Below are 24,240 nucleotides of genomic sequence, written 5' to 3' on the forward strand. Positions count from 1 at the left end.
TATCTCGGTGACGTCGGCACGCTTGGGCGCCATTCACCGGGCATCGCTCTCCCCGTCCACCGCAGGGGGCAACAGGGGTTGCAGCTCCGGATCCAGCTCGGGGAGCTGCTCCAGACTCTGCAGATTAAAGTAATCCAGAAACTCTCTGGTGGTGGCGAGCAGCTCGGGGCGACCGGCTACCTCTTTGTGGCCTATGCTGCGCACCCAGCCACGCTCTTTCAGGGTATTCACTATCTGGCTCGACACCGCCACCCCGCGGATCGCTTCGATCTCGGCCCGGGTGATGGGTTGGCGATAGGCAATCAGGGTCAGCGTCTCCATCACGGCGCGCGAATAGCGCGGCGCCCGCTCGCTCCAGAGCCGCGAGAGCTCTTCGGCATACTCCTGACGCGCCTGAAAGCGCCAGCCGGAGGCGACCTCTTTGAGCTCGACGCCCCGCGAGCTGTAATCTTGCCTGATCTCGGCCAACAGTAGCTGAACATAGCGACTGGTCACCGGATAATCGGCCAGCACGCTGCTTTTCAGCTCGCTGACATTGAGCGGACGACCGGCCACAAACAGCGCAGCTTCGATCAGGGTCTTGAGTCGTTCAGTGGGCAGCGCCACGGTTGCCCTCCTCGCTCTGCTCGGCCAATGCGAAATGGATTGGTCCGAGTGGTTCTGCCTGCAGGATCCAGATCAGTTGCTCCTTGCACAGCTCCAGCAGGGCCAGAAACGTCACCAGTACCCCCATGCGCCCCTCTTCGGCGCGCAGCACCTGCTCAAGGCGCAGGGTCTGCCCCAGCGTGAGCATGGCAAGGATCTCCGCCATGCGCACCCGGGTCGGGATCTGTTCGCGGCGGATCTGGTGATGTTCGAAATGAGTCGCGCGTTTTACCACACTTTGCATGTAAAGGGCGAGCTCAACCAGCGAAACATCGGGCGCCAGTGGCTTGAGGGCGCCAAAATCGGGGGGCAGGGCAGCGGCGATATAAATCTCCCGCTCCACCCGTGGCAGCTCATTGACCCTCTCTGCACCTACCTTGTAACGCTCATACTCCTGCAGGCGGCGGATCAGGGTCACCCGCGGGTCTTCCCCCTCATCTTCATCTTCCAGCTCCGGTGCCTTCGGCAGAAGTAGACGGGATTTTATCTCCGCCAGCCAGGCCGCCATCAGCAGATATTCGGCCGCCAGCTCAAGGTTGAGCCCCTGCATCAGCTCCACATACTCCATGTACTGGGCGGTGATCTGCAGGATCGGCAGGTTGAGGATATCGAGCTGCTGGCGCCGGATCAGATAGAGCAGCAGATCCAGCGGTCCCTCGAAGGTATCGAGGAACACCTCCAGCGCATCGGGCGGGATGAACAGGTCCTGGGGCAGCTCGTGATAGGGCTGCCCCAGGACTTTCGCGATGGGTAGCGCGGCGCCAGTCCCCGTCTCGGCGGAAGGAACAGTCACCGGTTCAGCGACATCACTCAAACGGGGTCGGGTCTCCGGCACCGCGACGACGCAATACCGGCTCGTCGTCAGAGAAATCGACCACTGTGGTGGGCTGCTCGCCCAGATAACCGCCGTTGACCACCAGATCGATCTGCTTGCCCAGTTTGTCGAAGATCTCTTCCGGATCGAACTCGGCCATCTCGGAGTCCGGCAGGATCAGAGTGGTGGAGAGCAGCGGCTCGCCGAGGGCTTCCAGCAGTGCCTGGGCAATCTTGTTGTCCGGTACCCGGATGCCGATGCTCTTCTTCTTCTCGTTCATCAGACGGCGCGGCACCTCTTTGGTCGCCTTGAAGATGAAGGTGTAGGCGCCCGGGGTATTGTTCTTGATCAGGCGAAACGCGCTGTTGTCGACCTTGGCGTAGGTGGAGATCTCGGAGAGATCGCGACACACCAGAGTGAAGTCGTGGTTGGCGTCGAGGCGACGGATGCGGCAGATGCGCTCCAGCGCCCCTTTGTCACCCATCTGGCAACCCAGCGCATAACCGGAGTCTGTCGGATAGACGATGACGCCGCCGTTCTGGATGATCTGTACCGCCTGACCGATCAGTCGGGCTTGGGGATTTTCCGGATGTACGTAAAAATGCTGACTCATAGCTTGTTCTCGCAATGGGGGCAGCAATACCTGCCCGCTCGTATGGTCACGGGCCAAAGACCCATGACACTACCTTAACCTGTTTGTGGCTGCTTCGCTGACGCCGTTACCGACTCGCCAGCAGCTCGGCATGTTGCTCGGTGGTGAGCCCAAAGTGATTTGGATAGGCCAGCCAGACGGGCATCCCCTCTTTGGGCAGCCAGAGATGGCGGCCCAGCTCGGTCCAGTTGGAGGGGAAGTGAAAATCCGATCCCACCGAGATATAGAGGTCGTGATCCTTGGCCCACTGGCCCAGATTGGCCCGCTCCTGCGGGCTCTGCTGGGGCAATGACACCTCCATGGCATCGCCACCGGCCGCCTTGAAGGCCACCAGCAGCCGCTTGATCCACTTGGCGGTGAGATCGTAACGGCTGGGGTGGGCCAGCACCGCCAGCCCACCGGCGGCGTGAATGGCCGCGATGGCTTCGCTCATCTCGGGCCACTCGGCCGGGGCATACCCTTTATTGCCACGGCTCAGGTACTTTTTGAATACCTTCTGCATGTTGTCGGCCACCCCGCGCGCCACCAGCACCCGGGCAAAGTGGGCGCGGGTCACGGCGGCATCACCAGCCAATGCCTTGGCCTCTTCATAGGTGCCGGGGATGAGACACTTCTCCAGACGACGCCCTATTTCCAGCGCGCGCGCTTCGCGGCGGGCCAGCTGACCGGCCAGAAAGTCGGTCAGCTGCGGATTTTTTTCATCCACCCCCAGCGCCACGATATGAATTTCGTGATGCTCCCAGCCGGTGGAGATCTCGACCCCGCTCACCAGTCGCAGCGGCAGTTGCTCGGCTTCGATGGTGCGGCGCACCTCATCAAGCCCGGCGAGGGTATCGTGGTCAGTAACTGCTAACACCTCGACCTGTTTTTCGGCAGCGCGGCGCACCAGTTCGGCGGGGCTCAGCACCCCGTCGGAGGCAGTGGAATGGCAGTGAAGATCGAATCTCATCAGGTTATTCCGCTCTCGTGGTCAGGTCACCATTCATGGCAAATCGGTGAAAGAAGGCTAAAAAGCGACTTGACTTGGCCGCGGCTTTATCGTTTTCTGTAGGCACTTCATTGCAAACATCTTTTTACAGGACTTTATCATGCAAACGACTTCCATCCTGACCATCTGGTGGTGGCACACTCCCTGACATGCGGGCGTGTGGTCGTTGCTGTACCTGTAATCTGACAGCAAATTAAGAACCCAAAGAAAAAGCCCGCTGACCCCAGCGGGCTTTTTTATTATCCGGCAAATGGACCTGTGATGAAACCGAGAATTCAGACAAGCAAGCTGACCTGGCGATGGCGCCCCTGAACCAGCCACCCCGGACCAATTAAATTTTCAAGGAATTCAAAGTCATGAACATCGGTAACACGCATCACACGCAAGGGAACGCACTATGACAGCCACACATCGCCTTCCTCTGGGTGAATTCGATACCCTCAAACTCAACGCCCCCTATGTGGCCGATCCGCTGGCGCTCTATACCCGCCTCTGTCAGGGTCGCCCCAACAACCTGCTGCTGGAATCGGTGGAGATCGACTCCAAGGCAGGTAAACAGAGCCTGCTGCTGGTCGATGCCTGCCTGCGCATCGAGTGCCGTGGTCGCACCGTGCGGGTGCGCAGCCTGAACGACAACGGCGCCCAGTTGCAAAGCCTGCTGGCCGAGCGGCTGCCTGCGGTGGTGGCTCGTTCGCTGGTAGATGGCGAGCTGCAACTCGACTTCCCGGCCTCCGATCGGGAGCTGGACGAAGATTCCCGCCTCAAGGGGAGCAGCGTGCTGGACGTGCTGCGCACCCTGCAACGGGAGCTCGATTGCCAGCTCGGCAAAGAAGCGCTCTTTATGGCGGGCAGCTTTGCCTATGACCTGATCGCCTCATTTGAAGATCTGCCTGAAGTGCCGGAGGGGAGCAACAGCTGCCCCGACTACTGCTTCTACGTGGCCGAGACCCTGATCACCATCGATCATATCGAACGCACCACTCAACTGCTGGCCTGCATCTTTGGCGGTGATTGCGACGAAAGCCAGGTGGAAGACAGATACACCCGCCTGACCGAACGGCTCACCGACTTCAAACAGATTTGCCAGCAACCCCTCTGCGCCGAGCTGACCACCCAGCCCCTGACCGGCGGCATGAGCGTGGACAAGAGCGACAAACAGTTCTGCGCCGAGGTGGAGAAGCTCAAGGGCTTTATCCGCCGTGGCGACATCTTCCAGGTGGTGCCGTCCCGCTGCTTCTCCCTGCCCTGCCCGAGCCCCCTGGCCGCCTATCGCCGCCTCAAGCAGACCAATCCCAGCCCCTACATGTTCTACGTGCAGGATGAGGGCTTCACCCTGTTTGGCGCCTCGCCGGAGAGCGCGGTGAAATTCTGCGCCGCCAGCCGCGACGTGGAGATGTACCCCATCGCCGGTACCCGCCGCCGCGGCTTCAACCCGGATGGCAGCATCAACCGGGATCTCGACGGCCGTATCGAGCTGGAGCTGCGTCAGGACGAGAAAGAGGTGGCCGAACACCTGATGCTGGTGGATCTGGGCCGCAACGACATCGCCCGCATCTCGGAGCCGGGTACCCGCTACGTCAAGGAGCTGCTGAAAGTGGATCGCTACAGCCACGTGATGCATCTGGTCTCCAAGGTGGTCGGCACCTTGCGCGCCGACCTGGACGCCCTGCACGCCTATCAGGCCTGCATGAATATGGGCACCCTCACCGGTGCCCCCAAGATCCGCGCCAGCGAGCTTATTCGCATGGTGGAAGGCAAGCGCCGCGGCAGCTACGGCGGCGCGGTCGGCTACATCAACGGCGCCGGCGAGATGGATACCTGCATCGTCATCCGCTCGGCGTTTGTCAAAGATGGCGTGGCCCATGTGCAGGCCGGTGCCGGGGTGGTCTACGACTCCAAACCGCAAGCCGAAGCGGACGAGACCCGCGCCAAGGCGGCGGCCGTGCTGGCCGCCATCGCAGCCAGCCATGGCACCTCTCTGCAAGCCCTGAGCGCCCAGCAGGAGCAACATAAGGACGTGAGCCAATGAGTACCGGATCAACAGCCACTAACATCTTCCTGCTCGATAACTTCGATTCATTTACCTACAACCTCGTCGACCAGTTCCGCTCCCTCGGCTATCCGGTGCGGATCTACCGCAACAGCCTGCCGGCCAGCCGCATCATGAGCGAGATCGCCGCCTGCGAAGGAGACGCCGTGCTGGTGCTCTCGCCGGGACCGGGCGCCCCCCACGAAGCGGGTTGCCTGATAGACCTCATCAAGCTGGCCCGTGGTCAGGTGCCCATCCTCGGTATCTGCCTCGGCCATCAGGCCCTGTGCGAAGCCTACGGTGGCACCGTCGGCGCGGCAGGCGAAATTGTCCACGGCAAGCGTTCGCTGATTGAGCACAACGGCCACGGCGCCTTCGCGGGGCTGCAAAGCCCCTTGCCGGTAGCCCGTTACCACTCGCTGGTCGCCACCTATGTACCGGAAGAGCTGACTGTGATTGCCCACTATCAGGGGATGCCCATGGCCATCGAGCAGCAGGATGAGCGGGTACTGGGCTTCCAGTTCCACCCGGAATCCATCATGACCTCGGAAGGGGCCCGTCTGCTGACTCAGGCGCTCGCCCATATCACCCGTCCAGAAAGCAGCGTGCGTTAAGGTAAGGAGACCAACATGCATCAACATCTCAACACCCTCTATCAGGGTCAGTCTCTGAGCCGTGAAAGTACCCGCGACGCCTTCGGTCAGGTGGTACGTGGCGAAGTGGATCCCATCGTGCTCGCAAGTCTCTTGACCGCCCTCAAGATCAAGGGAGAGACCCCGGAGGAGATCGCCGGCGCCGCCGAGGCGCTGCTGGCAGAAGCACGCGACTTCCCGCGTCCGGACTATGCCTTCTGCGACATCGTTGGCACCGGTGGCGATGGCCTCAACACCATCAACGTCTCCACCACTTCGGCACTAGTCGCCGCCGCCTGCGGCCTGAAAGTGGCCAAGCACGGCAACCGCTCGGTTTCGAGCAAGTCGGGTTCGAGCGATCTGCTGGACAAAATGGGCATCAAGCTCGACATGAGCCCGGCGCAGGCGCGCCGCTGCCTCGATGAGCTCGGCATCTGCTTCCTGTTCGCCCCCCAGTACCACGCCGGGGTGCGCCACGCCATGCCGGTGCGTCAGGCCCTCAAGACCCGCACCCTGTTCAACGTGCTGGGGCCGCTTATCAACCCCGCTCGCCCCACCTATCAGCTGATGGGGGTCTATGCCCCCGAGCTGGTGCGTCCCATCGCAGAAACCCTGCTGGCACTGGGACTGAAAACCGGTATGGTGGTTCACGGCGCCGGGCTCGATGAGATTGCCATCCACGGCCCGACCCAGGTGGCCCAGATCCGTGACGGCGAGATCCGCGAGTTTCTGATCACCCCGGCTGACTTTGGCCTCGAGACCTATCCGGTCAGCGCCATTCAGGGTGGGGAACCGGAAGAGAACCGCGCCATCACCGCCGCCATTCTGGAAGGGCGTGGCACCCCGGCCCACAACGCCGCCATCGCCGCCAATGTGGCGCCGCTGCTGCTGATGGCGGGCAAGGCGACCGATCTCAAGAGCGCGGCGGCAGAGGTACTGGCGGTGCTGGCGAGCGGCAAGGCAGCGGAGCTCGCCGCCCGGCTCGCCACTTTGAGCCATCAGGAAGCGGGCCATCAGGAGGCATGATGTCATCCACCACATTGCATAACAGTCATTCAGAACGCCCGCAGGGCAAGAGCCAGTTTCGCAAGGATAACGAGATGTCAGACCTTATTGCCCCCCATGCTTTTCTGAACATGGCCTCCATCAGCCAGACCATTCTCGGCAAGATCGTGGCGGCCAAGCAGGAGTGGGTTGCCGCCCGCAAGCTGGCCCAACCGCTAGAGAGCTTCCAGAACGCGCTGACCCCAAGCGATCGGGATTTCGTCGGGGCACTCAAGGCTGGCTCCACCCGCTTTATTCTGGAGTGCAAGAAGGCTTCCCCCTCCAAAGGCTTGATCCGCGACGATTTCAGCCCGGAGGCGATCGCCGACATCTATGGCAAATACGCAACCGCCATCTCGGTGCTGACCGACGAGAAGTTCTTTCAGGGGGATTTCGCCTTCCTGCCGCGGGTGCGTAGCCGCGTCAGCCAGTCGGTGCTCTGCAAGGATTTCATGATTGACCCCTATCAGGTCTATCTGGCCCGCCACTATCAGGCAGACGCCATCCTGCTGATGCTCTCCGTGCTCACCGACGAGGGCTATCGCGCCCTGTTCGCGGTGGCCAAGGAGCTGGGCCTTGGCGTGCTCACCGAGGTAAGCAACGAGGAGGAGCTGACCCGCGCCATCGCGCTGGGGGCACCGGTCATCGGCATCAACAACCGGGATCTGCGCGACTTGAGCGTCGATCTCAACCGCACCAAACAGCTGGCCAAAGACATTCCAAACGATCGGGTAGTGATCAGCGAGTCCGGCATCAACCACCGCGCCCAAGTGGCGGACCTGCGCCACTACGCCAAGGGCTTTCTGGTGGGCTCATCCCTGATGGCCGAGCCGGATCTGGAAGCCGCAGTGCGCAAGCTGGTACTGGGCCAGAACAAGGTGTGCGGCCTGACTCGCGCCGAGGACGCTGCCGCCGCCCATCAGGCGGGCGCGGTGTTCGGGGGTCTTATCTTTGTGGCGAAAAGTCCGCGCTATGTGGACATTCCCGCCGCCCGCGCCGTGATGGCAGGTGCGCCGCTTAGCTTTGTCGGAGTATTTCGCAACGCCCAGCCCGCCACCATCGCCAAGACGGTGGATGCGCTGGAGCTAGCCGCAGTCCAGCTGCACGGGGATGAGGATGCTGCCTATATCGAGGAACTGAGGCCGCTGCTGCCCGCTGGCTGCCAGATCTGGAAAGCAATTGGCATCACAAGCGGCGAGCCGCTGCCCGACCTCGACTACCCGGCCGATCGGCTGCTGCTCGATACGAAAGTGGGCAGCCAGAGCGGCGGCACCGGTCAGGCGTTCGACTGGGCCCTGTTGGCAAATCTCGATAAAGCCAAGTTGATGCTGGCGGGCGGCCTTAATCCCGACAACGCCCTGCAGGCGGCGCAAGTGGGCTGCCTCGGCCTTGATTTCAACTCCGGGGTGGAGAGTGCCCCGGGCCAGAAGGATGCGCACAAGATTGCAGCCGCCTTCGGCGCACTGCGCAACCTGTAACGCAACCCTTTTTGATGTTTCGATTTAGCTAATACAAGGAAGAAGCCATGACCCTGCTCAACCCGTTTTTCGGTGAATTTGGCGGTATGTATGTACCCCAAATCCTTATCCCGGCCCTGCTCCAGCTGGAGAAAGCCTTTGTCGACGCCAAGGATGACCCGGCCTTTATCGCCGAGTTTCAGTCCCTGCTGACCGAGTATGCCGGTCGCCCGACGCCGCTCACCCTGACCCGCAATCTGACCAAGGGCACCAAGACCCGCCTCTATCTCAAGCGTGAAGATCTGCTGCACGGCGGCGCCCACAAGACCAACCAGGTGCTGGGTCAGGCGCTGCTCGCCAAGCGGATGGGCAAGAGCGAGATCATCGCCGAGACCGGCGCCGGTCAGCACGGCGTCGCCACTGCGCTGGCCTGCGCCCTGCTCGGCCTCAAGTGCCGGGTTTATATGGGTGCCAAGGATTGCGAGCGCCAGAAGCCCAACGTCTTTCGCATGAAGCTGATGGGCGCCACCGTCATCCCGGTGCACTCCGGCTCCAGCACCCTGAAAGATGCCTGCAACGAGGCGCTGCGCGACTGGGCCGCCAACTACGAGTCGGCCCACTACCTGCTCGGCACCGCCGCGGGCCCGCACCCCTTCCCCACTATCGTGCGGGAGTTCCAGAAAATGATCGGCGAAGAGGCCAAGGCCCAGTGCTTCGAGAAGGAAGAGCGACTGCCCGATGCGGTAATCGCCTGCGTCGGCGGCGGGTCGAACGCCATCGGCATGTTTGCCGACTTTATCGATGAGCCGTCGGTGCGCCTGATCGGCGTCGAGCCGGGTGGTCACGGCATCGAGAGCGGCGAGCACGGTGCGCCGCTCGGTCACGGCAGCAAGGGGGTCTTCTTTGGCATGCACTCCTACCTGATGCAAGACAATCAGGGCCAAATTCAGGAGTCCTACTCCGTCTCGGCGGGGCTCGACTTCCCCTCCGTCGGCCCGCAGCACGCCCACCTGGCCGCCATCGGCCGCGCCGAGTACCCCTCGGTGACCGACAAGGAGGCGCTGGACGCCTTCCAGGAGCTGGCCAAATCTGAAGGCATCATCCCGGCGCTGGAGTCCTCCCACGCGCTGGCCCACGCCCTCAAGATGGCCCGCAGTGAACCGGAAAAAGAGCAGGTGCTCATCGTCAACCTCTCCGGCCGTGGCGACAAAGATATCTTCACCGTCGCTGACATCTTTGAAAAAGAAGGAACCTTGTCATGAACCGTTACGCACAACTCTTCTCCCGTCTGGACGAAGCCAATCAGGGCGCCTTTGTGCCGTTCGTGATGCTGGGTGATCCCACTCCTGAACTCTCTCTGGCCATCGTCGATGCGCTGGTCGCAGGGGGCGCCGATGCACTTGAGCTCGGCATTCCCTTCTCCGATCCGGTGGCGGACGGCCCCACCATTCAAGGCGCCGCCCTGCGCGCATTTGCCAGCCACACCACCCCGGATGACTGCTTCGAGCTGCTCGGCCGCATCCGCGCCAAGTACCCGCAGCTGCCCATTGGCCTCTTGGTCTACGCCAATCTGGTCTATGTGCGCAAAATTGACGGCTTCTACGAGAAGTGCCAGCAGGCAGGCGTGGACTCGGTGCTGGTCGCCGATGTGCCGGTGCAGATGTGCGCCCCCTACAAGGCGGCCGCCGACAAGTTCGGCATCGACAGCATCTTTATCGCCCCGCCCAATGGCGACGCCGAGACCCTGAAACAGGTGGCGGAGCTTGGCAATGGTTACACCTATCTGGTGAGCCGCGCTGGCGTCACCGGTGCCGAAACCAAGGCTGGCATGCCGGTGGAGGGGCTGATCAATACCCTGCGCGAGTTCAACGCCCCCCCCGCCCTGCTCGGCTTTGGCATCAGCGAACCGGCTCAGGTGCGTGAAGCGATCGCCGCTGGCGCCGCCGGTGCCATCTCCGGCTCCGCCGTGGTGAAGATCATCGAGACCCACCACCAGAACCCGGAACATATGCTCAATCGTCTGAAGGAGTTTGTGGAAGGGATGAAGGCTGCGACCCTGCGCTAAGCGTTCAGTCAAACGCCCACCCCCATGACAAGCAAGGGAGCCCAAGCGGGCTCCCTTTTGTTATCCACCATCCCTGGTTGGTGCCACCCTTGTAGGTCTGATTAGCGAAGCGTAATCAGACGTTCGCGGAATTGATGCTGATGCTATGGCGCGGCTTCGCCACGCAGGACACGAGGGCGCTGCCCTCGACGGGGTTTAACCCGCCCTTCGGGCTGAGGCGAGTGACTTTGGAAAGACCCGCTCTCTTTGGCAAAGAACACCAAAGGTCTTCTCCCCCGCTTATTCGCCCGACTGACGTCGGGTACCTTCGGCTCATCCTCTTGTCCAACGGCACGCGCCGATGGACCTTTGGCTTCCGCCATCCATGGCTTCGCCCAAAGCCCGCTTCGAACATCCGTGTTCTCGCGCCAAATCGGGTCGAGCGGCGCTCGCCCTTTCCCGATTTTGCCCATAGCCCAACGCCGCTCGTTCGGCGTCATGCCTCGCGGCCTGGACAAGAGGACTCGCCTCAGCGAATAAGAGCGGGATCAAAACCGTGCCCGCCTGAGGCTACCGTGCTACAGTGAACAAGCACCCCCTCCCCTTGGGAGAGGGCTGGGGTGAGGGGAAGCTACGGCAACCGAATTTGCTCAAATTGAATACTACTGATGACTAATTTATTGATCCAGCACAGATTCCCGCCAAAACACGCTTCTCAACGCGCCGCCAGCCCCCTTAAGATACCCGAATGACAATCAACCTCTCGGAAAAACGCCATGACAGCGATTGTTGCTATCCCGCAGGTTAAAAGCAGCGAACTGGGGACTGAAACTCAGGGGCGGTAGCGTGGTTTTTGTGGGTTGGCGCAGCGTGTAGCAAAGCCCAACAGGCGAGCATTATTTCTCCACCCTCTACCCAGAGTGGGATAAATATGGATGTGGCAGATCCGTAAAACAGATTTCAAATATATTCGCGGTAAACGTTGAGCTTCACTTCGTTCAGCGCCAACCTACGATCTTTATCCCAGCATACTCGATAAACTATTTTTAGTAACCAAGGTAATATCATGATTTTTCTATCACACAACTACAATGACAAGCCAGTAGTAGAACAGATAGCTATCAGACTAATGCAACTATTTGGCCAAGATAAAGTTTTTTATGACTCTTGGTCTATACAGCCCGGCGATGGAATTATCGATAAAATGAATAAAGGGCTAGGTGATTGTGAGTTGTTTCTATTTTTTGTTTCTAAAAATAGTTTGCAAAGTAAAATGGTAGAACTTGAATGGCAAAATGCAGTAATGAAATCGTCTCAGGGAAAAACCAAAATCATTCCTGTTAAATTAGATGACTGCATGATGCCTCCAATTTTAATGCAATCACTTTATATCGACCTGTTTGGACAAGGCTTAGAAGTAGCATTGCGTCAAATCGTAGATGTAACCTCTGGTAGAAATACTTTTCAAAAAGGACCACAAGAGTTTTCTAACATGAGGGCCTATACCTATCAAAAAGATGGTTATACCTATGTAGAATGCCATGCTGAATTTTACCTAGAACCAATTTCCAGCTTTTTAATTCTTGTTCATAACTCTCAAGACGAGATCCAATTTAATTGTCTAAGTAGCTCGATGACATATGAAGGATTCAACCCAGACATAACTCTTAATGATGGCCGTAAATATAATGCACAATCCATTCGAATAGAGAGGAGCACTGCACCTGGCTTTCCTTTTGTAATGGAACTAAAGCCTCAGAATGGATATCAGGTTAAACTTGCAGGCATCATGCATGAGAAAAAACAAGGGGAATACCGTATGTTACCTCTCACTCATGGGAAAAAATAAACTAAGATATCAACTCACTTTAGCAAAGTGAGCTCCAGTATTTAAAAAAATTAAATAGAAATGACATCTCCCACCTTTCTGAACAATTGGCTACATTGTCGACTCACAGAAAGGTGGTTTTTATTTTATCTCATACAACCCTTGCCAACCCCACCACTACCGTCCCCTGCCCCACACCCGCCATCCCATCAATACCAGCATCAATACAACCCCCGGCAGCCAGACCCAGTAGAGCTCGGAGAGGATCACCGCTTCGCCTCGGGCGGTGAGATAGGCCTCCAGCTTAAAGGGGGCGACCCGGATCACCTGCCAGGGGGCAAAAAATCGTTCATCACGCCACGGCCAGAGCCAGCCAACCCCCTTGCCCCCGGTGGTGAGGGAATCGAGCAGGCTGTGGGAGAGCAAAGAGGCCAGCAGAAACGACCAGATGATGGCGGCGCTGGCCCGAAATGGGCGGTGAAACAGCATGGCCAGTGTGGGCAAGGCAAAGGCAAACAGCAGTGAGTGGGTAAAGCCGCGGTGGCCAAAGACATGGCCGTAGGCGACCCCCAGTTTAAAGGCAAGCACATCGGCATCGGGCAGCATGGCGATGGCAACCCCAGCCAGCAGCAGGCGCGGCGGGATAATCCGGCTGCCAAGCCCGAGACCAAGGCAGAGAGGGACGGCGGCGTGAGTGACTATGGTGGGCATAGGATAAAGCTCCAACTGAAAACGTGAGCCTACCCTACCCCTGCTCGGTGAAGTGAAGGTGAAGTGAACCCACTGTATTGGTTCGCTGTTAGCTAAATGCAGCGCCAATCAGCGTTGGCGCGTTAACTTGAAATGTTCATTTAACAGCGGCTGACATGCAGAACGGGATCGTGATAAGTAGTCTCTTCGGTTCACATCACAGGGATAGTGGCAGCGATGAATGTACCAAAAAGCGTCATGCGGATTGCGAGCGTTATCAGCCTTTGGTTAATGACAGGGTGCATGGCAGAGGCCGCCTCTGCGCAGCCGCAGCAAGAGCCGTATGCGCTGATCTATAACGGGCCGGTTTCTGATGGGGATAGCACCAGAGCGATTGCGGATGTGGTCAAGCAGGTGGGCTTGCCGGTCAGGTATCTCTCCAATATCGAGGCGCTGCCTGCAGAGCTCGATCATGCCAAGGTGTTTATCGTTGGCGGCACAGAGGACGATGTTGAGCCGCTCCTCAATGCCTTCACCGCGGACGCGCGCTCGGCATTAAAAACCTATTTGCTAAGCGGTGGCCGCTACCTCGGGATCTGTGGGGGCGCATTTGTGGCATCCACCGGCTGGTCTGAGGACGAAGGCTTTGTGCCGGCGCTGGGCCTTGTTCCTGCCACATCCGATGATTATGACGGCGACTTTAGCGCCAGGATCTTCCCGATCAGCTGGCTTGGTGAAGAGCGCCAGATGTATTACCAGGCCGGCCCGCAATTTACGCTGGTGCCAAGCCCCGAGCAGGTCAAGGTTATCGCCCATTTTCAAAACCATCATATAGCTGCGCTGATCAGCGCATACGGCAAAGGCAAGGTGGCCGTTTCCGGACCACACCCCGAAGCCCCTGAATCGTGGAAAGCGAACGCGGTGGATGGCGACAAGATGGAGTCGAATATTCATTTAGCCACTGGACTCGTTAACGAGTTGCTCTCCGAAGAGCCCGTCACCCATTCGAAGTAGGCGCGTCCCTACGCCCTGGATGTGACCCCATTGATCGGCCCGGAAGTCAGGCCATCCAATCGACCGCAATCCATAAAAAAACCACCTACCTGCAAAAGGTCGGTGGTTTTTTTATCGGTGGCAGATCACGGGTAGCCGATACAAAGCGTTCGCTACCTCAACTTTCGCCCGGGAACGAGCACTACTCTTCCTGCTCCTCCGGTTGTCTCTCCCCACCCCGCAACTGTTGCAGCTCATCGACTCGGGCTTGCCACTTCTCTTGGGCTTTTTTGCGCTCCTGAAGCTGGAACTCTTCGCGCATGGTGTCGATGTTAAGGTCAAGTGTTTCCATCAGAGTGTCTCCTTTGTATGACCGCTTAAAGACTGGCTGACGGCGCATTGGCCAACCTGCTCCCCTATTCAGACACCACTCATCCCCCAAACGCCCAACTAAATAATCGATTGAATATGCAACATTCAATCTAAAAAACTATTCATTCTGCACGGTGACACGCTGTAGCAGCGGCTGCCGCCCCGTTACGCGAAACGCAACGAGGCCCACGTCCCCCGCCAAAAAGGTGATAAAGGCATACGCAGTAACCCGGTTTGGCGTAGTCCCATGCTGGAGCAGATCTCATCGCCGAACCGGATTATCTGGCACTGCGCCGAAATGGCGTTAAGCAGTGCTACTACCATTTTCAAAGGCAGGCAGCGCAGTTGCCCAACCGGCGAAACCAATAAAAAGACCCCCTATTGCCCAGCGGTAAGAGGGGGTCTTTTGTTTGAGCCGCCGGCTAGCCGGCTATTGCCTCACGCTATCAGGCCAGCGAGACAAAGATCCCGGCCAGGGTGGCACTCATCAGGTTGGCGAGGGTCGCCGCCAGCACCGCCTTGAAGCCCATATTGGCCACATCGTGACGGCGTTCCGGCGCCATGGTACCGATGGAGCCGAGCTGCACCGCAATGGAGCCCAGATTGGCGAAACCGCACAGCGCGAAGGTGATGATGATCTGGGTGTGGGCGCTCAGATCCGCCTTGATATTGGCAAAGTCCAGATAGGCAACGAACTCGTTCATGATCACCTTCTGACCGATCAGGGAGCCTGCCGCCATCATCTCGCTGGCGGGCACGCCGATCAGCCAGGCCACCGGGGCAAACAGATAACCCAGCAGCTGCTGCAGGGAGAGATCGGCCCAGCCGAACCACTCGCCGACGGTGGTGAGACCAGCGTTGATCATGGTGATGACGCTGACAAAGGCGAGCAGGATGGTGCCGATGGCCACCGCGATCTTCATGCCACCCATGGCGCCGCCCGCCAGCGCATCGATGGCGTTGCTGTAGTCGCTCTTGTCGAGGGTGATCTCGGTCTGATCGCTCACCTGTTGCTGCTCCGGCACCAGCAGTTTGGCCATCAGCAGGCCACCCGGCGCCGCCATAAAGGAGGCGGCAATGAGGTATTTAAGATCCACACCCAGACCGGCGTAACCTCCCAGCACCGAGCCCGCCACCGAGGCCATGCCACAGGTCATCACCGCAAAGAGCTCGGAGCGGGTCATACCGGCGAGGAAGGGACGAATAAGCAGCGGCGACTCCCCTTGCGAGAGGAAGATATTGCCGGTAGCAACCAGCGACTCGGCGCGGCTGGTACCGAGCAGGCGATGAATCGCGCCGCCCAATACCCGGATCACCCACTGCATGATGCCGAAGTGGTAGAGCACGGCGATCAGCGCGCTGATAAAGATCACCAGCGGCAGCACCCGCACGGCGAAGATAAAGCCGTTGCTGGCCAGATCGCCAAACACGAAACGGATGCCGCTGTCGGCAAAGCCGAGCAGGGCAGAGACGCCATTGCTCATGGCACCGAGCATGATTTGTCCGGGGGGGAAATAGAGCACCAGCGCAGCAAAACCGGTTTGCAGGGCGAGCGCACCCAGTACGGTTCGCCAGCGGATGGCTCGGCGGTTTTCACTGGCCAGCCAGGCGATAAACATCAGGGCCAGCATACCGACCAGACTCAATAACAGTGTCATCTTGCACCTATGAAGAGAGGAGTTTCATATGGCAAGTCTGCAGACAGGCGTCGCGGGAGTGTAGGCAGGAGAGGTGCCGACCCACGCGACACGCAGACCACAAACCTACAGGTTAGTGGCGGGTCCCATCCTGGGGTCATTCACGTTCCGGGTGACAGCATGTATCGGGTGACGCCAGCGCCGTCGCAGGGGGAGATGCGGCCGGGTGGCAGGTCGGGCGGCGATGGTACAGTGATCATCGTCACAGAAAAAGCGGTAAAACGATTGGCCGGAGTAACTTTTTCAACTTGTTCACACAACGAAACAGGGCCAGCGTGAAGCTGGCCCTGTTTCAATCCGTACTTGAGCGTTCAGACGATTACTTGAGGCGCTTGCCGCTCGCATCAACCACCTGCTCGCCATCCTCCTTGGCGAAGGCCCCTTTTTGTTGATCGGGCAATATATCGAGCACCACTTCCGACGGACGGCACAGTTTGGTGCCAAGCGGCGTGACGACGATGGGACGGTTGATGAGGATGGGGTGAGCCAGCATGGCATCGATCAGTTCATCATCGCTGAAACGATCTTCCGCCAGCCCGAGCGCCTCGTAAGGCGGCACGTTCTTGCGCAGCAGATCGCGCACCGGCATGGCCATGGCGGCGATCAGCGCCACCAGCTGGTCACGGGAGGGGGGCGTCTCCAGATAGTGGATGACAGTGGGTTCCACGCCGCTGTTGCGGATCAGCTCCAGGGTGTTACGGGAGGTACCACATTCCGGGTTGTGATAGATGGTGATTGCACTCATTTGCGTGTCTCTCATTAATCAAGTGAATAGAAAATGGATAGCATCTAGTTCGCGGCCAGCTGTTAGCGGCCATCAGTTAACGGCTCAGCCCCGCTTCGTACCAGGGTTTGCTGGCGTTAACCACCCGCACCACCAGCAGCATGACCGGCACCTCGATCAGCACGCCAACCACGGTGGCGAGCGCCGCGCCGGAGTGAAAGCCGAACAGGCTGATGGCGGCGGCCACCGCCAGCTCGAAGAAGTTGGAGGCGCCGATCAGGGCGGAAGGACAGGCAACCGAGTGCTTCTCCCCCACCTTGCGGTTGAGCCAGTAAGCCAGCCCGGAGTTGAACAGCACCTGGATCAGGATCGGCACCGCCAACAGGGCGATAACCAGCGGCTGCTCGATGATGGCGTTGCCCTGAAAGGCGAACAGCAGCACCAGAGTGAGCAGCAGGGCCGCCACCGACCAGGGCTGGATGCGGGTCATGACGCCGTCAAAATGGGCCTCACCCTTTCTCAGCAAAGCCTTGCGCAGCAGTTGGGCGATGATGACCGGGATGACGATATAGAGCACCACAGAAGTAAGCAGGGTATCCCACGGCACTATGATGCTGGAGACCCCGAGCAGCAGCGCCACCAGCGGGGCGAAGGCAAACACCATGATGAGGTCGTTCACCGCCACCTGCGACAGGGTGAAGTAGGGATCGCCGTTGGTGAGGCGACTCCAGACAAACACCATAGCGGTGCAGGGGGCCGCCGCCAGCAGGATCAGCCCCGCTACATAGCTGTCGAGTTGATCTGCCGGCAGCCAGTCGGCAAACAGCACGCGGATAAAGAGCCAGCCGAGGAAGGCCATGGAGAAGGGTTTGACCAGCCAGTTGATAAAGAGGGTGACCCCAATACCCTTCATGTGCCCCTTCACCTGATGCAGGGCGCCAAAATCGATCTTGAGCAGCATGGGGATGATCATCACCCAGATCAGCAGCCCCACCGGCAGGTTGACCTTGGCCACCTCCATGGCACCGATCGCTTTGAAGAGATCCGGCAAACCCTGCCCGAGGCCGATCCCCACCAGAATACAGAGGGCGACCCAGGCGGTCAGATAACGTTCAAAAAAGCCGATGGCAGGCACGGCCTTGGCATCACATGTTGCAGACATCACAGCTCCCGATGCGGCGCAATTTCGCATCTTCTATTGGTTCAACACACGGGTTTATAACAAGTAACGGCATATTCAAGCCGCCCCGGCAGCAGGCCGGGACGGCGACTCAATGGTGCTGGCAGAGGCGGCGCAGGGCATCGGGCCCCACCGGCTCCTCGGCGAGCAGCGGCACCACGGCGTAGCGGCTGGCGTGTTGCTGCTCGACCGCCTCGATATGGGGCAACTGGCGCTCGGCCCGCAGTTGCAGCAGCGGCGAGCTGACCGCGGCTTGCTGCAAGCTGTGGTTGATGAGCCAGCCCCAGGGCTCGATGCCGGCCCGGCGCAGGTCGGCTTGCAGATTGGCCGCCTCCTGTACCGGCGTCGGCTCGGGCAGCGTCACAATCAACACCTTGGTCTGCTTGGGATCCTGCAACTGCATCATGGGGGTGGTGAAGTGCAGCCCCTTGTTTCCCATCTGGCGAGCGATCTCCCTGTGGTAGGCGCCGGTGGCGTCGAGCAGCAGCAGGGTGTGGCCGGTGGGGGCAGTATCCATCACCACGAAGCGCTTGCCCGCCTCGCGAATGATGCGCGAGAAGGCCTGAAACACGGCGATCTCCTCGGTACAGGGGGAGCGCAAGTCCTCCTCCAGCAGTGCCCGCCCCTGCTCGTCCAGGGCCGCTCCCTTGCTGGCCAGCACCTGGGCGCGGTAACGCTCGGTCTCGGCGTGGGGGTCGATGCGACTCACCTCAAGATGGGACAAGCTACCTGCCAGCGTCTCGCTCAGGTGTGCGGCGGGATCCGAGGTGGTGAGGTGCACCGGCAAGCCGCGGCTCGCCAGCTCCACCGCCACGGCGGCAGCCAGAGTGGTTTTGCCCACCCCGCCCTTGCCCATCAGCATGATGAGGCCGTGACCATCGGCGGCCAGCTCGTCCACCAACGAACTCAACTCGGGCTGGGCTGGCTTGACAGTGGACTGTACTGTCGGAGATTGGGCGGCGCTTCCCTCTGATTGCAGCAACAGGCGCAAACTGTCGAGCCCCACCAGATTGGTGGCCAGCAGCGGGATATGATCCTGCGCCAGCCCCTTGATCCCCTGCGGCATCTGGGCGAGAGCCTGTTGCTCACGATGCCAGAGCGCCATTGCCAGCGGATCTCCGGCAATGGCGCCTTCGGGGAAGAGGCCATTGATCACCAGTTGCTGGTTCAACAAGCCGATGGCGGCCAGCTCCTCGTGGGTGCGAGCCACTTCCCGCAGAGTGGATTGCTGGGCCCGCGCCACCAGCACCAGCCTGGTGCGAGCAGCATCAGCCAGCGCAGCGACCGCCTCTGCATACTGGCTGCGCTGCTTCTCCAGCCCCGCCAGCGGGCCCAGGCAGGAGGCATCCCCCTTGCCCTGCTCCAAAAATTCGCTCCAGGCGCCCGGCAATTGCAGCAGCCGGATGGTGTGGCCGGTTGGGGCCGTATCAAAGACGATATGGTCATACTCGGCCAGCAGCGTTTGGTCGGTCAGCAGCGCAGTGAATTCGTCAAAGGCGGCGATCTCGGTGGTGCAGGCGCCGGAGAGCTGCTCCTCGATGCTGCGCACCACGCTCTCGGGCAACTTGCCGCGCACCGGCCCGACGATCCGCTCCCGATAAGCTTTGGCCGCCGCGGGGGGATCTATCTCCAGCGCCGACAAACCGGGCACAGCGGCGATGGCGGTGACGCGATTGCCGATCTCGGTGGCAAACACCTGCCCCACGTTGGAGGCAGGGTCGGTGCTGACCAGCAGTACGCGCTTGCCAATATCACAAAGAGCCACCGCACTGGCGCAGGCCAGCGAGGTCTTGCCCACCCCGCCCTTGCCTGTGAAAAAGAGAAACGGCGGTGGATTGGTCAGAAAATGGTACATAGCCTCTCCCGAATGGTGCGTCACGACTCAGCAGCAACCGCTGCCAGAGCAGCAGCCGCCCTTGACGATCCCCTTGATGGCCGCTTGCGGCGCAGGCAGCCCGGCATAACGGGCCAGCTCGCTGCGGTTCGGGTAACGGCCGGTCAACACCACCTGCCCCTCTACCAGCACCAGTGGCAACCCCTCCTCCCCGGCGTGGGTCAGAAAAGCGCTGACGGCAGGTGTCTCGGCAAATTGCATCGGCTGCTGGGCCAGATTGAAACGCTCGATGGCAACGCCCTGCTCCTTGGCCCAGGCAAGGTCGGATGCGAAGGTGACCAGTGCCTGATCAACCTCGGTACCGCAGACACCGCTGGAGCAGCAGAGGGCGGGATCAAAAATCTGAATGGAGGACATGGCATTACTCCTTGTTGCAGCAGGGCTGCGCAGGCAGAACATGGGGGGAGCAGGCTGACTCGGCACGCATCACGCCGCACGCCTCGGGATGACCGGCGCAGCACTCCTCGGTGAGGTAGGCGATCACATCCAGCATCAGGGGAATATTGGCGCGGTAGCGCAGAAAGCGCCCCTCCTGCTCCACCGACAGCAGACCAGTGTTGAGCATCGCCTTGAGGTGAAACGAGAGGGTATTGGGGGCAATATCGAGCTCGCTGGCCAGTTCACCGGCGACCCGCCCCTCCAGCCCGGCCTTCACCAGCAGCCGCCATACATCGAGCCGGATGCCGGATGCCAGCGATTCAAAGACCTTGGTGGCCATCTCTTTGTTCATCTTCACTCCCCTTGGTGCGACCTTTCACTTCAACTATACAAGAATTATTGAAATGATCAAGATATGTACCGAAGCGAAGATACGAGATTCTGGTATCAAACCGGGCTGACTGGAGAATCGACGAGTGAACAACAGTAGCGGACGACCACGCAGGGTTCATCGCAGATAAACAGACGCCCTCCAGAGGGAGGGCGTATCAGAGCGTTTGACCGGCAGCACAGTCAGCACTGTCGGGGCAATCAGACGAACGCGTGCCTTATTTGGCAGCAGGCACAGCGTTAAAGGTGAGCAGGGCCGCCTTGTTGGCATCGCTCAGAGTCAGCTGGTTGCCGTTGATGGAGTAGGTTGCCACCTTCTCCAGCTTTTGCAGGAACTCGGTCTCTTTTTTCATGGCGTCGCCGATGCACATCATGCGAGTAGAGCCCATGGCGCCCAGCGTCAAGACACCGTCACCCTGCTTGGTGATACCGCCAAAATAGCGGTTGCAGCCGCCCTTGCCCGCCACCTTGCCGTCGACCACTTGCAGGGTGAAGGTATCGCCGGTGGCGCCTTGCAGCTGCCAGCTGGATGCTTGCAGTTGAGCCATGCTGGAACCCGTTGCCATTGCGCAGCCTCCCAGTGCCAGCGCGGCCAGCAGAGTCAGTTTCTTGTTCATGGATTCACCTCTTAATGATTAGAGCCATCAATACGGCAGCCTGTTTATCATGGCTGGCGCCCATGCCAAAGGATTTTATTGTGATCTCCCTTCACTTTACTACCAGCTGGCATGTGCCATGCTTAGGCTCAGTTCCGGACCCAGGGAGGGGAAACGAATGGTCAAATCACTCATCATCACACTGCTTGCAACCTGCGCCAGCATGGCCGTACAGGCCGCCGACTGGGCAGTGGTTCAGCCGCAATCCAACCCGTCTCTCTATGTCAAAAGTTACTCGGGTGTGTTGCTCAATGGCCATAGCCATCACAGCGACAGTTTTGATCTCTGGCTGGTCAATAGCGGCTATCAATATCCGGTGGTGGATGATGTGACCCTCTTTATGGAAGCGGGCCCGGCGGTGGCGGATCAGAATCGCACATCCGGTTTCAATATGAGTTCGGGGGTACGCTACCAGCTCTCTCCGGCATTCAATATCGGCAGCCAGATCAAGCATCTCGATCTCAACAAGACCAGCACCCTGCTGGAGCTTAACTCCAGCCTGCTGCTGACACCCAGACTCTCCCTCACCGCCAACTACGGCGTCAGCGCCATCACTGCCGATCAGGCACTGAGTCTGGGCGTCGGCTTCAACTTCTGATGATCACAACAGCGGCGTGGCACTCACCACCACGCCGTTGCGATCCGCATAGACGTAATCCCCTTCGTGGATGGTCACACCGGCAAAGCTGACCACGGCCCCCAGCTCTCCCAATCCCCGCTTCTCGGTCTTGACCGGACAGGCCGCCAGCGCCTTGACCCCGAGCGCCAATGTCGCCAGGGTGCCCACATCCCGCGCCGCGCCGTGGATCAGGATACCCTCCCACCCCTGCTCCACCGCCTTGACCGCCAGTTGATCGCCCAGCAGCGCACGGCGCAGCGAGCCGCCGCCGTCGATCACCATCACCTTGCCGTGACCGGGGCGGGTCACCAGATCCCGCACCAGACTGTTGTCTTCATAACAGGAGAGCGTTACGGCGCGACCATAAAAGAGGGCCTTGCCGCCAAAATCCTGAAACACCGGGTCGGCTACTTGCAGCAAGTCGCCGTGTTGATCGCAGAGGTCGGGCAGGAGATCCAACATGATTTGATTCCTTTCAGATGCATGAAGATGTTCATTCTTTCATCAGGCAAGTTTTCTGGCAATCCAGAAGGATTCAATATTGCCCAGACAAACTGCTGATTTATCCGTCAATACTGGTGTCAGCCAGAGCTGGCCATCCTCCACCCAGTAGATGGCGTTCTGGCCAAAACGAACAGCCAGCTGACGGGCTTGTGGCAGAGATAGCGCCACCGCCAGCGATGACTCCTGCCAGCGTTCGTCCGGGTCAGATCCCCAAAACGGCCCCACCACGGGCACCTGCAAATCCATTGTCAGATGGCGCCACATCGCCCGTTCCCGCCGCATATTGCGTCGTTCTGTGACCCACTGGCTGGCCGGATTCCAGGCTGTGATGATGGCAAAGGCAGACCAGTCTGGTGGCTCAAATGGCGCGATAAAGCAGATTTTCTTGTAGTTTTCCCACAAATTCATGTCAATCACATGTTACATTCCATTACATTTTGTAGGGGCGAAAACCCGGTTCAGGCCAAGTATGATGCAGCTGTACCAGGGTTTGACCTATATCAAAACAGAGTTAAAAAGTTGCTATCTGACGGCAAAGAGTGTTGTTATGCTCCTGTTAACTGATAAAATGCGGCCACTTTCGTAATGGACGACCTTTCCAGGCTCTGCTCGACCAGACTTGTCGGGAACCTATAAGTGGCACAGGGATACTTGCCGGTACTGATGCCTAATTCGCGATATTCCGACCTGACTCTCATACCCAGGATGACGTAATAAATTTTCAGGATCAGTCAGGAAATCGGTTTGAAACGCCAAAGAGTGTTAAATTTAAGATAATTAACTGATAAGAATCTGGGAATACTCATGCAAACACCACACATTCTGATCGTCGAAGACGAGCTGGTCACACGCAATACCCTGAAAAGCATTTTTGAAGCCGAAGGCTACATCGTGCTCGAAGCCAACAACGGCGACGAGATGCATCAGGCCCTCACTTCCCACACCATCAATCTGGTGATCATGGACATCAACCTGCCGGGCAAGAACGGCCTGCTGCTGGCCCGTGAGCTGCGTGAGAACGACAACATCGCCCTGATGTTCCTGACCGGCCGTGACAACGAAGTGGACAAGATCCTGGGTCTGGAGATCGGCGCCGATGATTACATCACCAAGCCGTTCAACCCGCGCGAACTGACCATCCGTGCCCGCAACCTGCTGAGCCGCACCATGAACGTGGCTGCCGGTGGCGAAGAGAAGAAGCTGGTTGAGCGCTACCTGTTCAACGGCTGGGCGCTGGATATCAACAGCCGCGCACTGGTCAGCCCGACTGGCGACATGTTCAAGCTGCCGCGCTCCGAGTTCCGCGCCATGCTGCACTTCTGCGAAAACCCGGGCCAGATCCAGACCCGTGCCGAGCTGCTGAAGAAGATGACAGGCCGCGAGCTCAAGCCCCACGACCGTACCGTCGATGTGACCATCCGTCGCATTCGCAAACACTTCGAAAGCGTCAACGATACTCCGGAGATCATCGCCACCATCCACGGTGAAGGCTACCGTTTCTGTGGTGAACTGGAGCAGGAATAAGCTCCCGCTACGCTGTTGATCTGAAAAGGCGCCTCGAGCGCCTTTTCTGTCTCTGCGGTTTGCCTTAAAAGCCGAGAAACCGTGAGCGTGACGTCGAACGGCGCACAAGACAGCTTCAAAACAAAAAGCCCACTCGCAGGAGTGGGCTTTTTGTTTTGAAGCTGGAGCGGGCAGCGGGAATCGAACCCGCATCATCAGCTTGGAAGGCTGAGGTAATAGCCATTATACGATGCCCGCCTGGCATCTGAAATTTGGAGCGGGTGATGGGAATCGAACCCACGTATGCAGCTTGGGAAGCTACCGTTCTACCATTGAACTACACCCGCGTCAGGGCTCCTACTATATGCATTTTGCCGCCGAGCGCAATGGCGCCTTTGCCACTTTTTTCAATAAATCAATCTGTTCGGACAAGGATTGAACAGACGGTTGCTTTTTCAATCAAACATTTTTAACACAGATAATTTACAAGGTTGCCAAGGCCAAACG

Annotated in this window: 25 protein-coding genes and 2 tRNA genes; 10 read left to right on the plus strand and 17 right to left on the minus strand. The window is 59.3% G+C overall.

Annotated elements, in window-relative coordinates; translation table 11 throughout:
• Window positions 1-33: 33 nt before the first annotated feature.
• The 4 genes from scpB to rnm all read right to left on the minus strand — a co-directional run bounded on the left by scpB (window position 34) and on the right by rnm (window position 3,060).
• Window positions 34-606, minus strand: coding sequence for an SMC-Scp complex subunit ScpB (scpB, locus tag G5168_RS02755; RefSeq protein ID WP_204383690.1), 573 nt, complete (start codon window positions 604-606; stop codon window positions 34-36).
• The gene (locus tag G5168_RS02760; RefSeq protein WP_005347349.1) at window positions 590-1,459 is read right to left on the minus strand and encodes a segregation and condensation protein A; all 870 of its coding nucleotides are present in this window, start codon (window positions 1,457-1,459) and stop codon (window positions 590-592) included. Before G5168_RS02760 ends, scpB begins: the two co-directional genes overlap by 17 nt.
• Window positions 1,452-2,072, minus strand: a complete 621-nt coding sequence (locus tag G5168_RS02765) for an L-threonylcarbamoyladenylate synthase (protein WP_005338129.1) — start codon at window positions 2,070-2,072, stop codon at window positions 1,452-1,454. The genes G5168_RS02760 and G5168_RS02765 overlap by 8 nt, the downstream gene beginning before the upstream one ends.
• A 106-nt stretch (window positions 2,073-2,178) precedes the next feature.
• Complete coding sequence (rnm, locus tag G5168_RS02770) at window positions 2,179-3,060, minus strand: RNase RNM (protein WP_421251812.1); 882 nt, start codon at window positions 3,058-3,060, stop codon at window positions 2,179-2,181.
• Window positions 3,061-3,496: 436 nt separating this feature from the next.
• Here rnm and G5168_RS02775 point away from each other — a divergent pair, with 436 nt between their 5' ends.
• The 7 genes from G5168_RS02775 to G5168_RS02805 all read left to right on the plus strand — a co-directional run bounded on the left by G5168_RS02775 (window position 3,497) and on the right by G5168_RS02805 (window position 12,154).
• Complete coding sequence (locus G5168_RS02775) at window positions 3,497-5,128, plus strand: anthranilate synthase component 1 (protein ID WP_421251813.1); 1,632 nt, start codon at window positions 3,497-3,499, stop codon at window positions 5,126-5,128.
• Complete coding sequence (locus G5168_RS02780; protein WP_005350219.1) at window positions 5,125-5,742, plus strand: aminodeoxychorismate/anthranilate synthase component II; 618 nt, start codon at window positions 5,125-5,127, stop codon at window positions 5,740-5,742. Before G5168_RS02775 ends, G5168_RS02780 begins: the two co-directional genes overlap by 4 nt.
• Window positions 5,743-5,757: 15 nt before the next feature.
• Window positions 5,758-6,786: an anthranilate phosphoribosyltransferase gene (trpD, locus tag G5168_RS02785; protein WP_268012311.1), complete on the plus strand. Its 1,029-nt coding sequence runs from the start codon at window positions 5,758-5,760 to the stop codon at window positions 6,784-6,786.
• Window positions 6,786-8,282, plus strand: coding sequence for a bifunctional indole-3-glycerol-phosphate synthase TrpC/phosphoribosylanthranilate isomerase TrpF (gene trpCF / locus G5168_RS02790; protein ID WP_421251814.1), 1,497 nt, complete (start codon window positions 6,786-6,788; stop codon window positions 8,280-8,282). Before trpD ends, trpCF begins: the two co-directional genes overlap by 1 nt.
• Before the next feature lie 47 nt (window positions 8,283-8,329).
• The gene (gene trpB / locus G5168_RS02795) at window positions 8,330-9,523 is read left to right on the plus strand and encodes a tryptophan synthase subunit beta (RefSeq protein ID WP_005347359.1); all 1,194 of its coding nucleotides are present in this window, start codon (window positions 8,330-8,332) and stop codon (window positions 9,521-9,523) included.
• Window positions 9,520-10,326 carry a tryptophan synthase subunit alpha gene (gene trpA, locus G5168_RS02800; protein WP_421231070.1) on the plus strand — a complete coding sequence of 269 codons (807 nt, stop codon included), beginning with the start codon at window positions 9,520-9,522 and terminating at the stop codon, window positions 10,324-10,326. Before trpB ends, trpA begins: the two co-directional genes overlap by 4 nt.
• Before the next feature lie 1,045 nt (window positions 10,327-11,371).
• On the plus strand, window positions 11,372-12,154 hold the full coding sequence (locus tag G5168_RS02805) for a toll/interleukin-1 receptor domain-containing protein (RefSeq protein WP_421231071.1): 783 nt from the start codon (window positions 11,372-11,374) through the stop codon (window positions 12,152-12,154).
• 156 nt (window positions 12,155-12,310) lie between these two features.
• Here G5168_RS02805 and G5168_RS02810 read toward each other — a convergent pair whose 3' ends face one another.
• Complete coding sequence (locus tag G5168_RS02810) at window positions 12,311-12,844, minus strand: metal-dependent hydrolase (RefSeq protein WP_421251815.1); 534 nt, start codon at window positions 12,842-12,844, stop codon at window positions 12,311-12,313.
• A 216-nt stretch (window positions 12,845-13,060) separates the two neighbouring features.
• Between G5168_RS02810 and G5168_RS02815 the strand changes: the two genes are divergently transcribed.
• Window positions 13,061-13,837 carry a BPL-N domain-containing protein gene (locus G5168_RS02815; protein WP_421251816.1) on the plus strand — a complete coding sequence of 259 codons (777 nt, stop codon included), beginning with the start codon at window positions 13,061-13,063 and terminating at the stop codon, window positions 13,835-13,837.
• A gap of 181 nt (window positions 13,838-14,018) precedes the next feature.
• On the opposite strand, the gene G5168_RS02820 is transcribed toward G5168_RS02815, so the two are convergent.
• From G5168_RS02820 to G5168_RS02855, 8 genes are all read right to left on the minus strand, one after another.
• Window positions 14,019-14,168 carry a hypothetical protein gene (locus G5168_RS02820; RefSeq protein WP_005347375.1) on the minus strand — a complete coding sequence of 50 codons (150 nt, stop codon included), beginning with the start codon at window positions 14,166-14,168 and terminating at the stop codon, window positions 14,019-14,021.
• A 466-nt stretch (window positions 14,169-14,634) separates the two neighbouring features.
• On the minus strand, window positions 14,635-15,846 hold the full coding sequence (locus G5168_RS02825; protein ID WP_071911985.1) for a NupC/NupG family nucleoside CNT transporter: 1,212 nt from the start codon (window positions 15,844-15,846) through the stop codon (window positions 14,635-14,637).
• Between the two features lie 358 nt (window positions 15,847-16,204).
• The gene (gene arsC, locus G5168_RS02830; RefSeq protein WP_005338171.1) at window positions 16,205-16,630 is read right to left on the minus strand and encodes a glutaredoxin-dependent arsenate reductase; all 426 of its coding nucleotides are present in this window, start codon (window positions 16,628-16,630) and stop codon (window positions 16,205-16,207) included.
• Window positions 16,631-16,706: 76 nt separating this feature from the next.
• On the minus strand, window positions 16,707-17,771 hold the full coding sequence (gene arsB, locus G5168_RS02835) for an ACR3 family arsenite efflux transporter (protein ID WP_139436082.1): 1,065 nt from the start codon (window positions 17,769-17,771) through the stop codon (window positions 16,707-16,709).
• A 109-nt stretch (window positions 17,772-17,880) separates the two neighbouring features.
• Window positions 17,881-19,644, minus strand: a complete 1,764-nt coding sequence (gene arsA / locus G5168_RS02840; RefSeq protein ID WP_421251817.1) for an arsenical pump-driving ATPase — start codon at window positions 19,642-19,644, stop codon at window positions 17,881-17,883.
• Between the two features lie 27 nt (window positions 19,645-19,671).
• On the minus strand, window positions 19,672-20,040 hold the full coding sequence (gene arsD / locus G5168_RS02845) for an arsenite efflux transporter metallochaperone ArsD (protein WP_216951431.1): 369 nt from the start codon (window positions 20,038-20,040) through the stop codon (window positions 19,672-19,674).
• Between the two features lie 4 nt (window positions 20,041-20,044).
• Window positions 20,045-20,413, minus strand: coding sequence for an ArsR/SmtB family transcription factor (locus tag G5168_RS02850; protein ID WP_005338181.1), 369 nt, complete (start codon window positions 20,411-20,413; stop codon window positions 20,045-20,047).
• 256 nt (window positions 20,414-20,669) lie between these two features.
• Complete coding sequence (locus G5168_RS02855; protein WP_407956665.1) at window positions 20,670-21,068, minus strand: META domain-containing protein; 399 nt, start codon at window positions 21,066-21,068, stop codon at window positions 20,670-20,672.
• 157 nt (window positions 21,069-21,225) lie between these two features.
• Here G5168_RS02855 and G5168_RS02860 point away from each other — a divergent pair, with 157 nt between their 5' ends.
• Window positions 21,226-21,705 (plus strand): hypothetical protein, encoded by a 480-nt coding sequence (locus G5168_RS02860; protein ID WP_407956667.1) that lies wholly within the window; start codon window positions 21,226-21,228, stop codon window positions 21,703-21,705.
• Window positions 21,706-21,708: 3 nt separating this feature from the next.
• Here the strand turns inward: G5168_RS02860 and G5168_RS02865 are convergent, their stop codons facing one another.
• Window positions 21,709-22,188: a putative 4-hydroxy-4-methyl-2-oxoglutarate aldolase gene (locus G5168_RS02865; RefSeq protein ID WP_118854119.1), complete on the minus strand. Its 480-nt coding sequence runs from the start codon at window positions 22,186-22,188 to the stop codon at window positions 21,709-21,711.
• Between the two features lie 42 nt (window positions 22,189-22,230).
• Window positions 22,231-22,638, minus strand: coding sequence for a DUF3293 domain-containing protein (locus G5168_RS02870; protein WP_227342274.1), 408 nt, complete (start codon window positions 22,636-22,638; stop codon window positions 22,231-22,233).
• A 396-nt stretch (window positions 22,639-23,034) separates the two neighbouring features.
• Between G5168_RS02870 and arcA the strand changes: the two genes are divergently transcribed.
• The gene (gene arcA, locus G5168_RS02875) at window positions 23,035-23,754 is read left to right on the plus strand and encodes a two-component system response regulator ArcA (protein WP_005338193.1); all 720 of its coding nucleotides are present in this window, start codon (window positions 23,035-23,037) and stop codon (window positions 23,752-23,754) included.
• Window positions 23,755-23,916: 162 nt separating this feature from the next.
• Here arcA and G5168_RS02880 read toward each other — a convergent pair.
• Window positions 23,917-23,991: transfer RNA gene (locus G5168_RS02880), tRNA-Gly, on the minus strand.
• A gap of 15 nt (window positions 23,992-24,006) precedes the next feature.
• Window positions 24,007-24,080 (minus strand) — tRNA-Gly (locus G5168_RS02885).
• Window positions 24,081-24,240 lie beyond the last annotated feature (160 nt).

The organism is Aeromonas sp. 600724 (assembly GCF_049175135.1).
GTDB lineage: Bacteria > Pseudomonadota > Gammaproteobacteria > Enterobacterales > Aeromonadaceae > Aeromonas > Aeromonas veronii_A.

Excerpts from the sequence above, each read along its gene's own strand:
- arsC (WP_005338171.1), bottom strand. The coding sequence starts at position 16,630 with ATGAGTGCAATCACCATCTATCACAACCCGGAATGTGGTACCTCCCGT.
- G5168_RS02865 (WP_118854119.1), bottom strand. The coding sequence starts at position 22,188 with ATGTTGGATCTCCTGCCCGACCTCTGCGATCAACACGGCGACTTGCTG.
- G5168_RS02805 (WP_421231071.1), top strand. The coding sequence starts at position 11,372 with ATGATTTTTCTATCACACAACTACAATGACAAGCCAGTAGTAGAACAG.
- G5168_RS02850 (WP_005338181.1), bottom strand. The coding sequence starts at position 20,413 with ATGAACAAAGAGATGGCCACCAAGGTCTTTGAATCGCTGGCATCCGGC.
- trpCF (WP_421251814.1), top strand. The coding sequence starts at position 6,786 with ATGTCATCCACCACATTGCATAACAGTCATTCAGAACGCCCGCAGGGC.
- G5168_RS02855 (WP_407956665.1), bottom strand. The coding sequence starts at position 21,068 with ATGAACAAGAAACTGACTCTGCTGGCCGCGCTGGCACTGGGAGGCTGC.
- G5168_RS02820 (WP_005347375.1), bottom strand. The coding sequence starts at position 14,168 with ATGGAAACACTTGACCTTAACATCGACACCATGCGCGAAGAGTTCCAG.
- arcA (WP_005338193.1), top strand. The coding sequence starts at position 23,035 with ATGCAAACACCACACATTCTGATCGTCGAAGACGAGCTGGTCACACGC.
- rnm (WP_421251812.1), bottom strand. The coding sequence starts at position 3,060 with ATGAGATTCGATCTTCACTGCCATTCCACTGCCTCCGACGGGGTGCTG.
- trpD (WP_268012311.1), top strand. The coding sequence starts at position 5,758 with ATGCATCAACATCTCAACACCCTCTATCAGGGTCAGTCTCTGAGCCGT.
- G5168_RS02870 (WP_227342274.1), bottom strand. The coding sequence starts at position 22,638 with ATGAATTTGTGGGAAAACTACAAGAAAATCTGCTTTATCGCGCCATTT.
- trpA (WP_421231070.1), top strand. The coding sequence starts at position 9,520 with ATGAACCGTTACGCACAACTCTTCTCCCGTCTGGACGAAGCCAATCAG.
- G5168_RS02860 (WP_407956667.1), top strand. The coding sequence starts at position 21,226 with ATGGTCAAATCACTCATCATCACACTGCTTGCAACCTGCGCCAGCATG.
- trpB (WP_005347359.1), top strand. The coding sequence starts at position 8,330 with ATGACCCTGCTCAACCCGTTTTTCGGTGAATTTGGCGGTATGTATGTA.
- G5168_RS02775 (WP_421251813.1), top strand. The coding sequence starts at position 3,497 with ATGACAGCCACACATCGCCTTCCTCTGGGTGAATTCGATACCCTCAAA.
- G5168_RS02825 (WP_071911985.1), bottom strand. The coding sequence starts at position 15,846 with ATGACACTGTTATTGAGTCTGGTCGGTATGCTGGCCCTGATGTTTATC.
- arsB (WP_139436082.1), bottom strand. The coding sequence starts at position 17,771 with ATGTCTGCAACATGTGATGCCAAGGCCGTGCCTGCCATCGGCTTTTTT.
- G5168_RS02765 (WP_005338129.1), bottom strand. The coding sequence starts at position 2,072 with ATGAGTCAGCATTTTTACGTACATCCGGAAAATCCCCAAGCCCGACTG.
- G5168_RS02780 (WP_005350219.1), top strand. The coding sequence starts at position 5,125 with ATGAGTACCGGATCAACAGCCACTAACATCTTCCTGCTCGATAACTTC.
- G5168_RS02815 (WP_421251816.1), top strand. The coding sequence starts at position 13,061 with ATGAATGTACCAAAAAGCGTCATGCGGATTGCGAGCGTTATCAGCCTT.
- G5168_RS02810 (WP_421251815.1), bottom strand. The coding sequence starts at position 12,844 with ATGCCCACCATAGTCACTCACGCCGCCGTCCCTCTCTGCCTTGGTCTC.
- arsA (WP_421251817.1), bottom strand. The coding sequence starts at position 19,644 with ATGTACCATTTTCTGACCAATCCACCGCCGTTTCTCTTTTTCACAGGC.
- arsD (WP_216951431.1), bottom strand. The coding sequence starts at position 20,040 with ATGTCCTCCATTCAGATTTTTGATCCCGCCCTCTGCTGCTCCAGCGGT.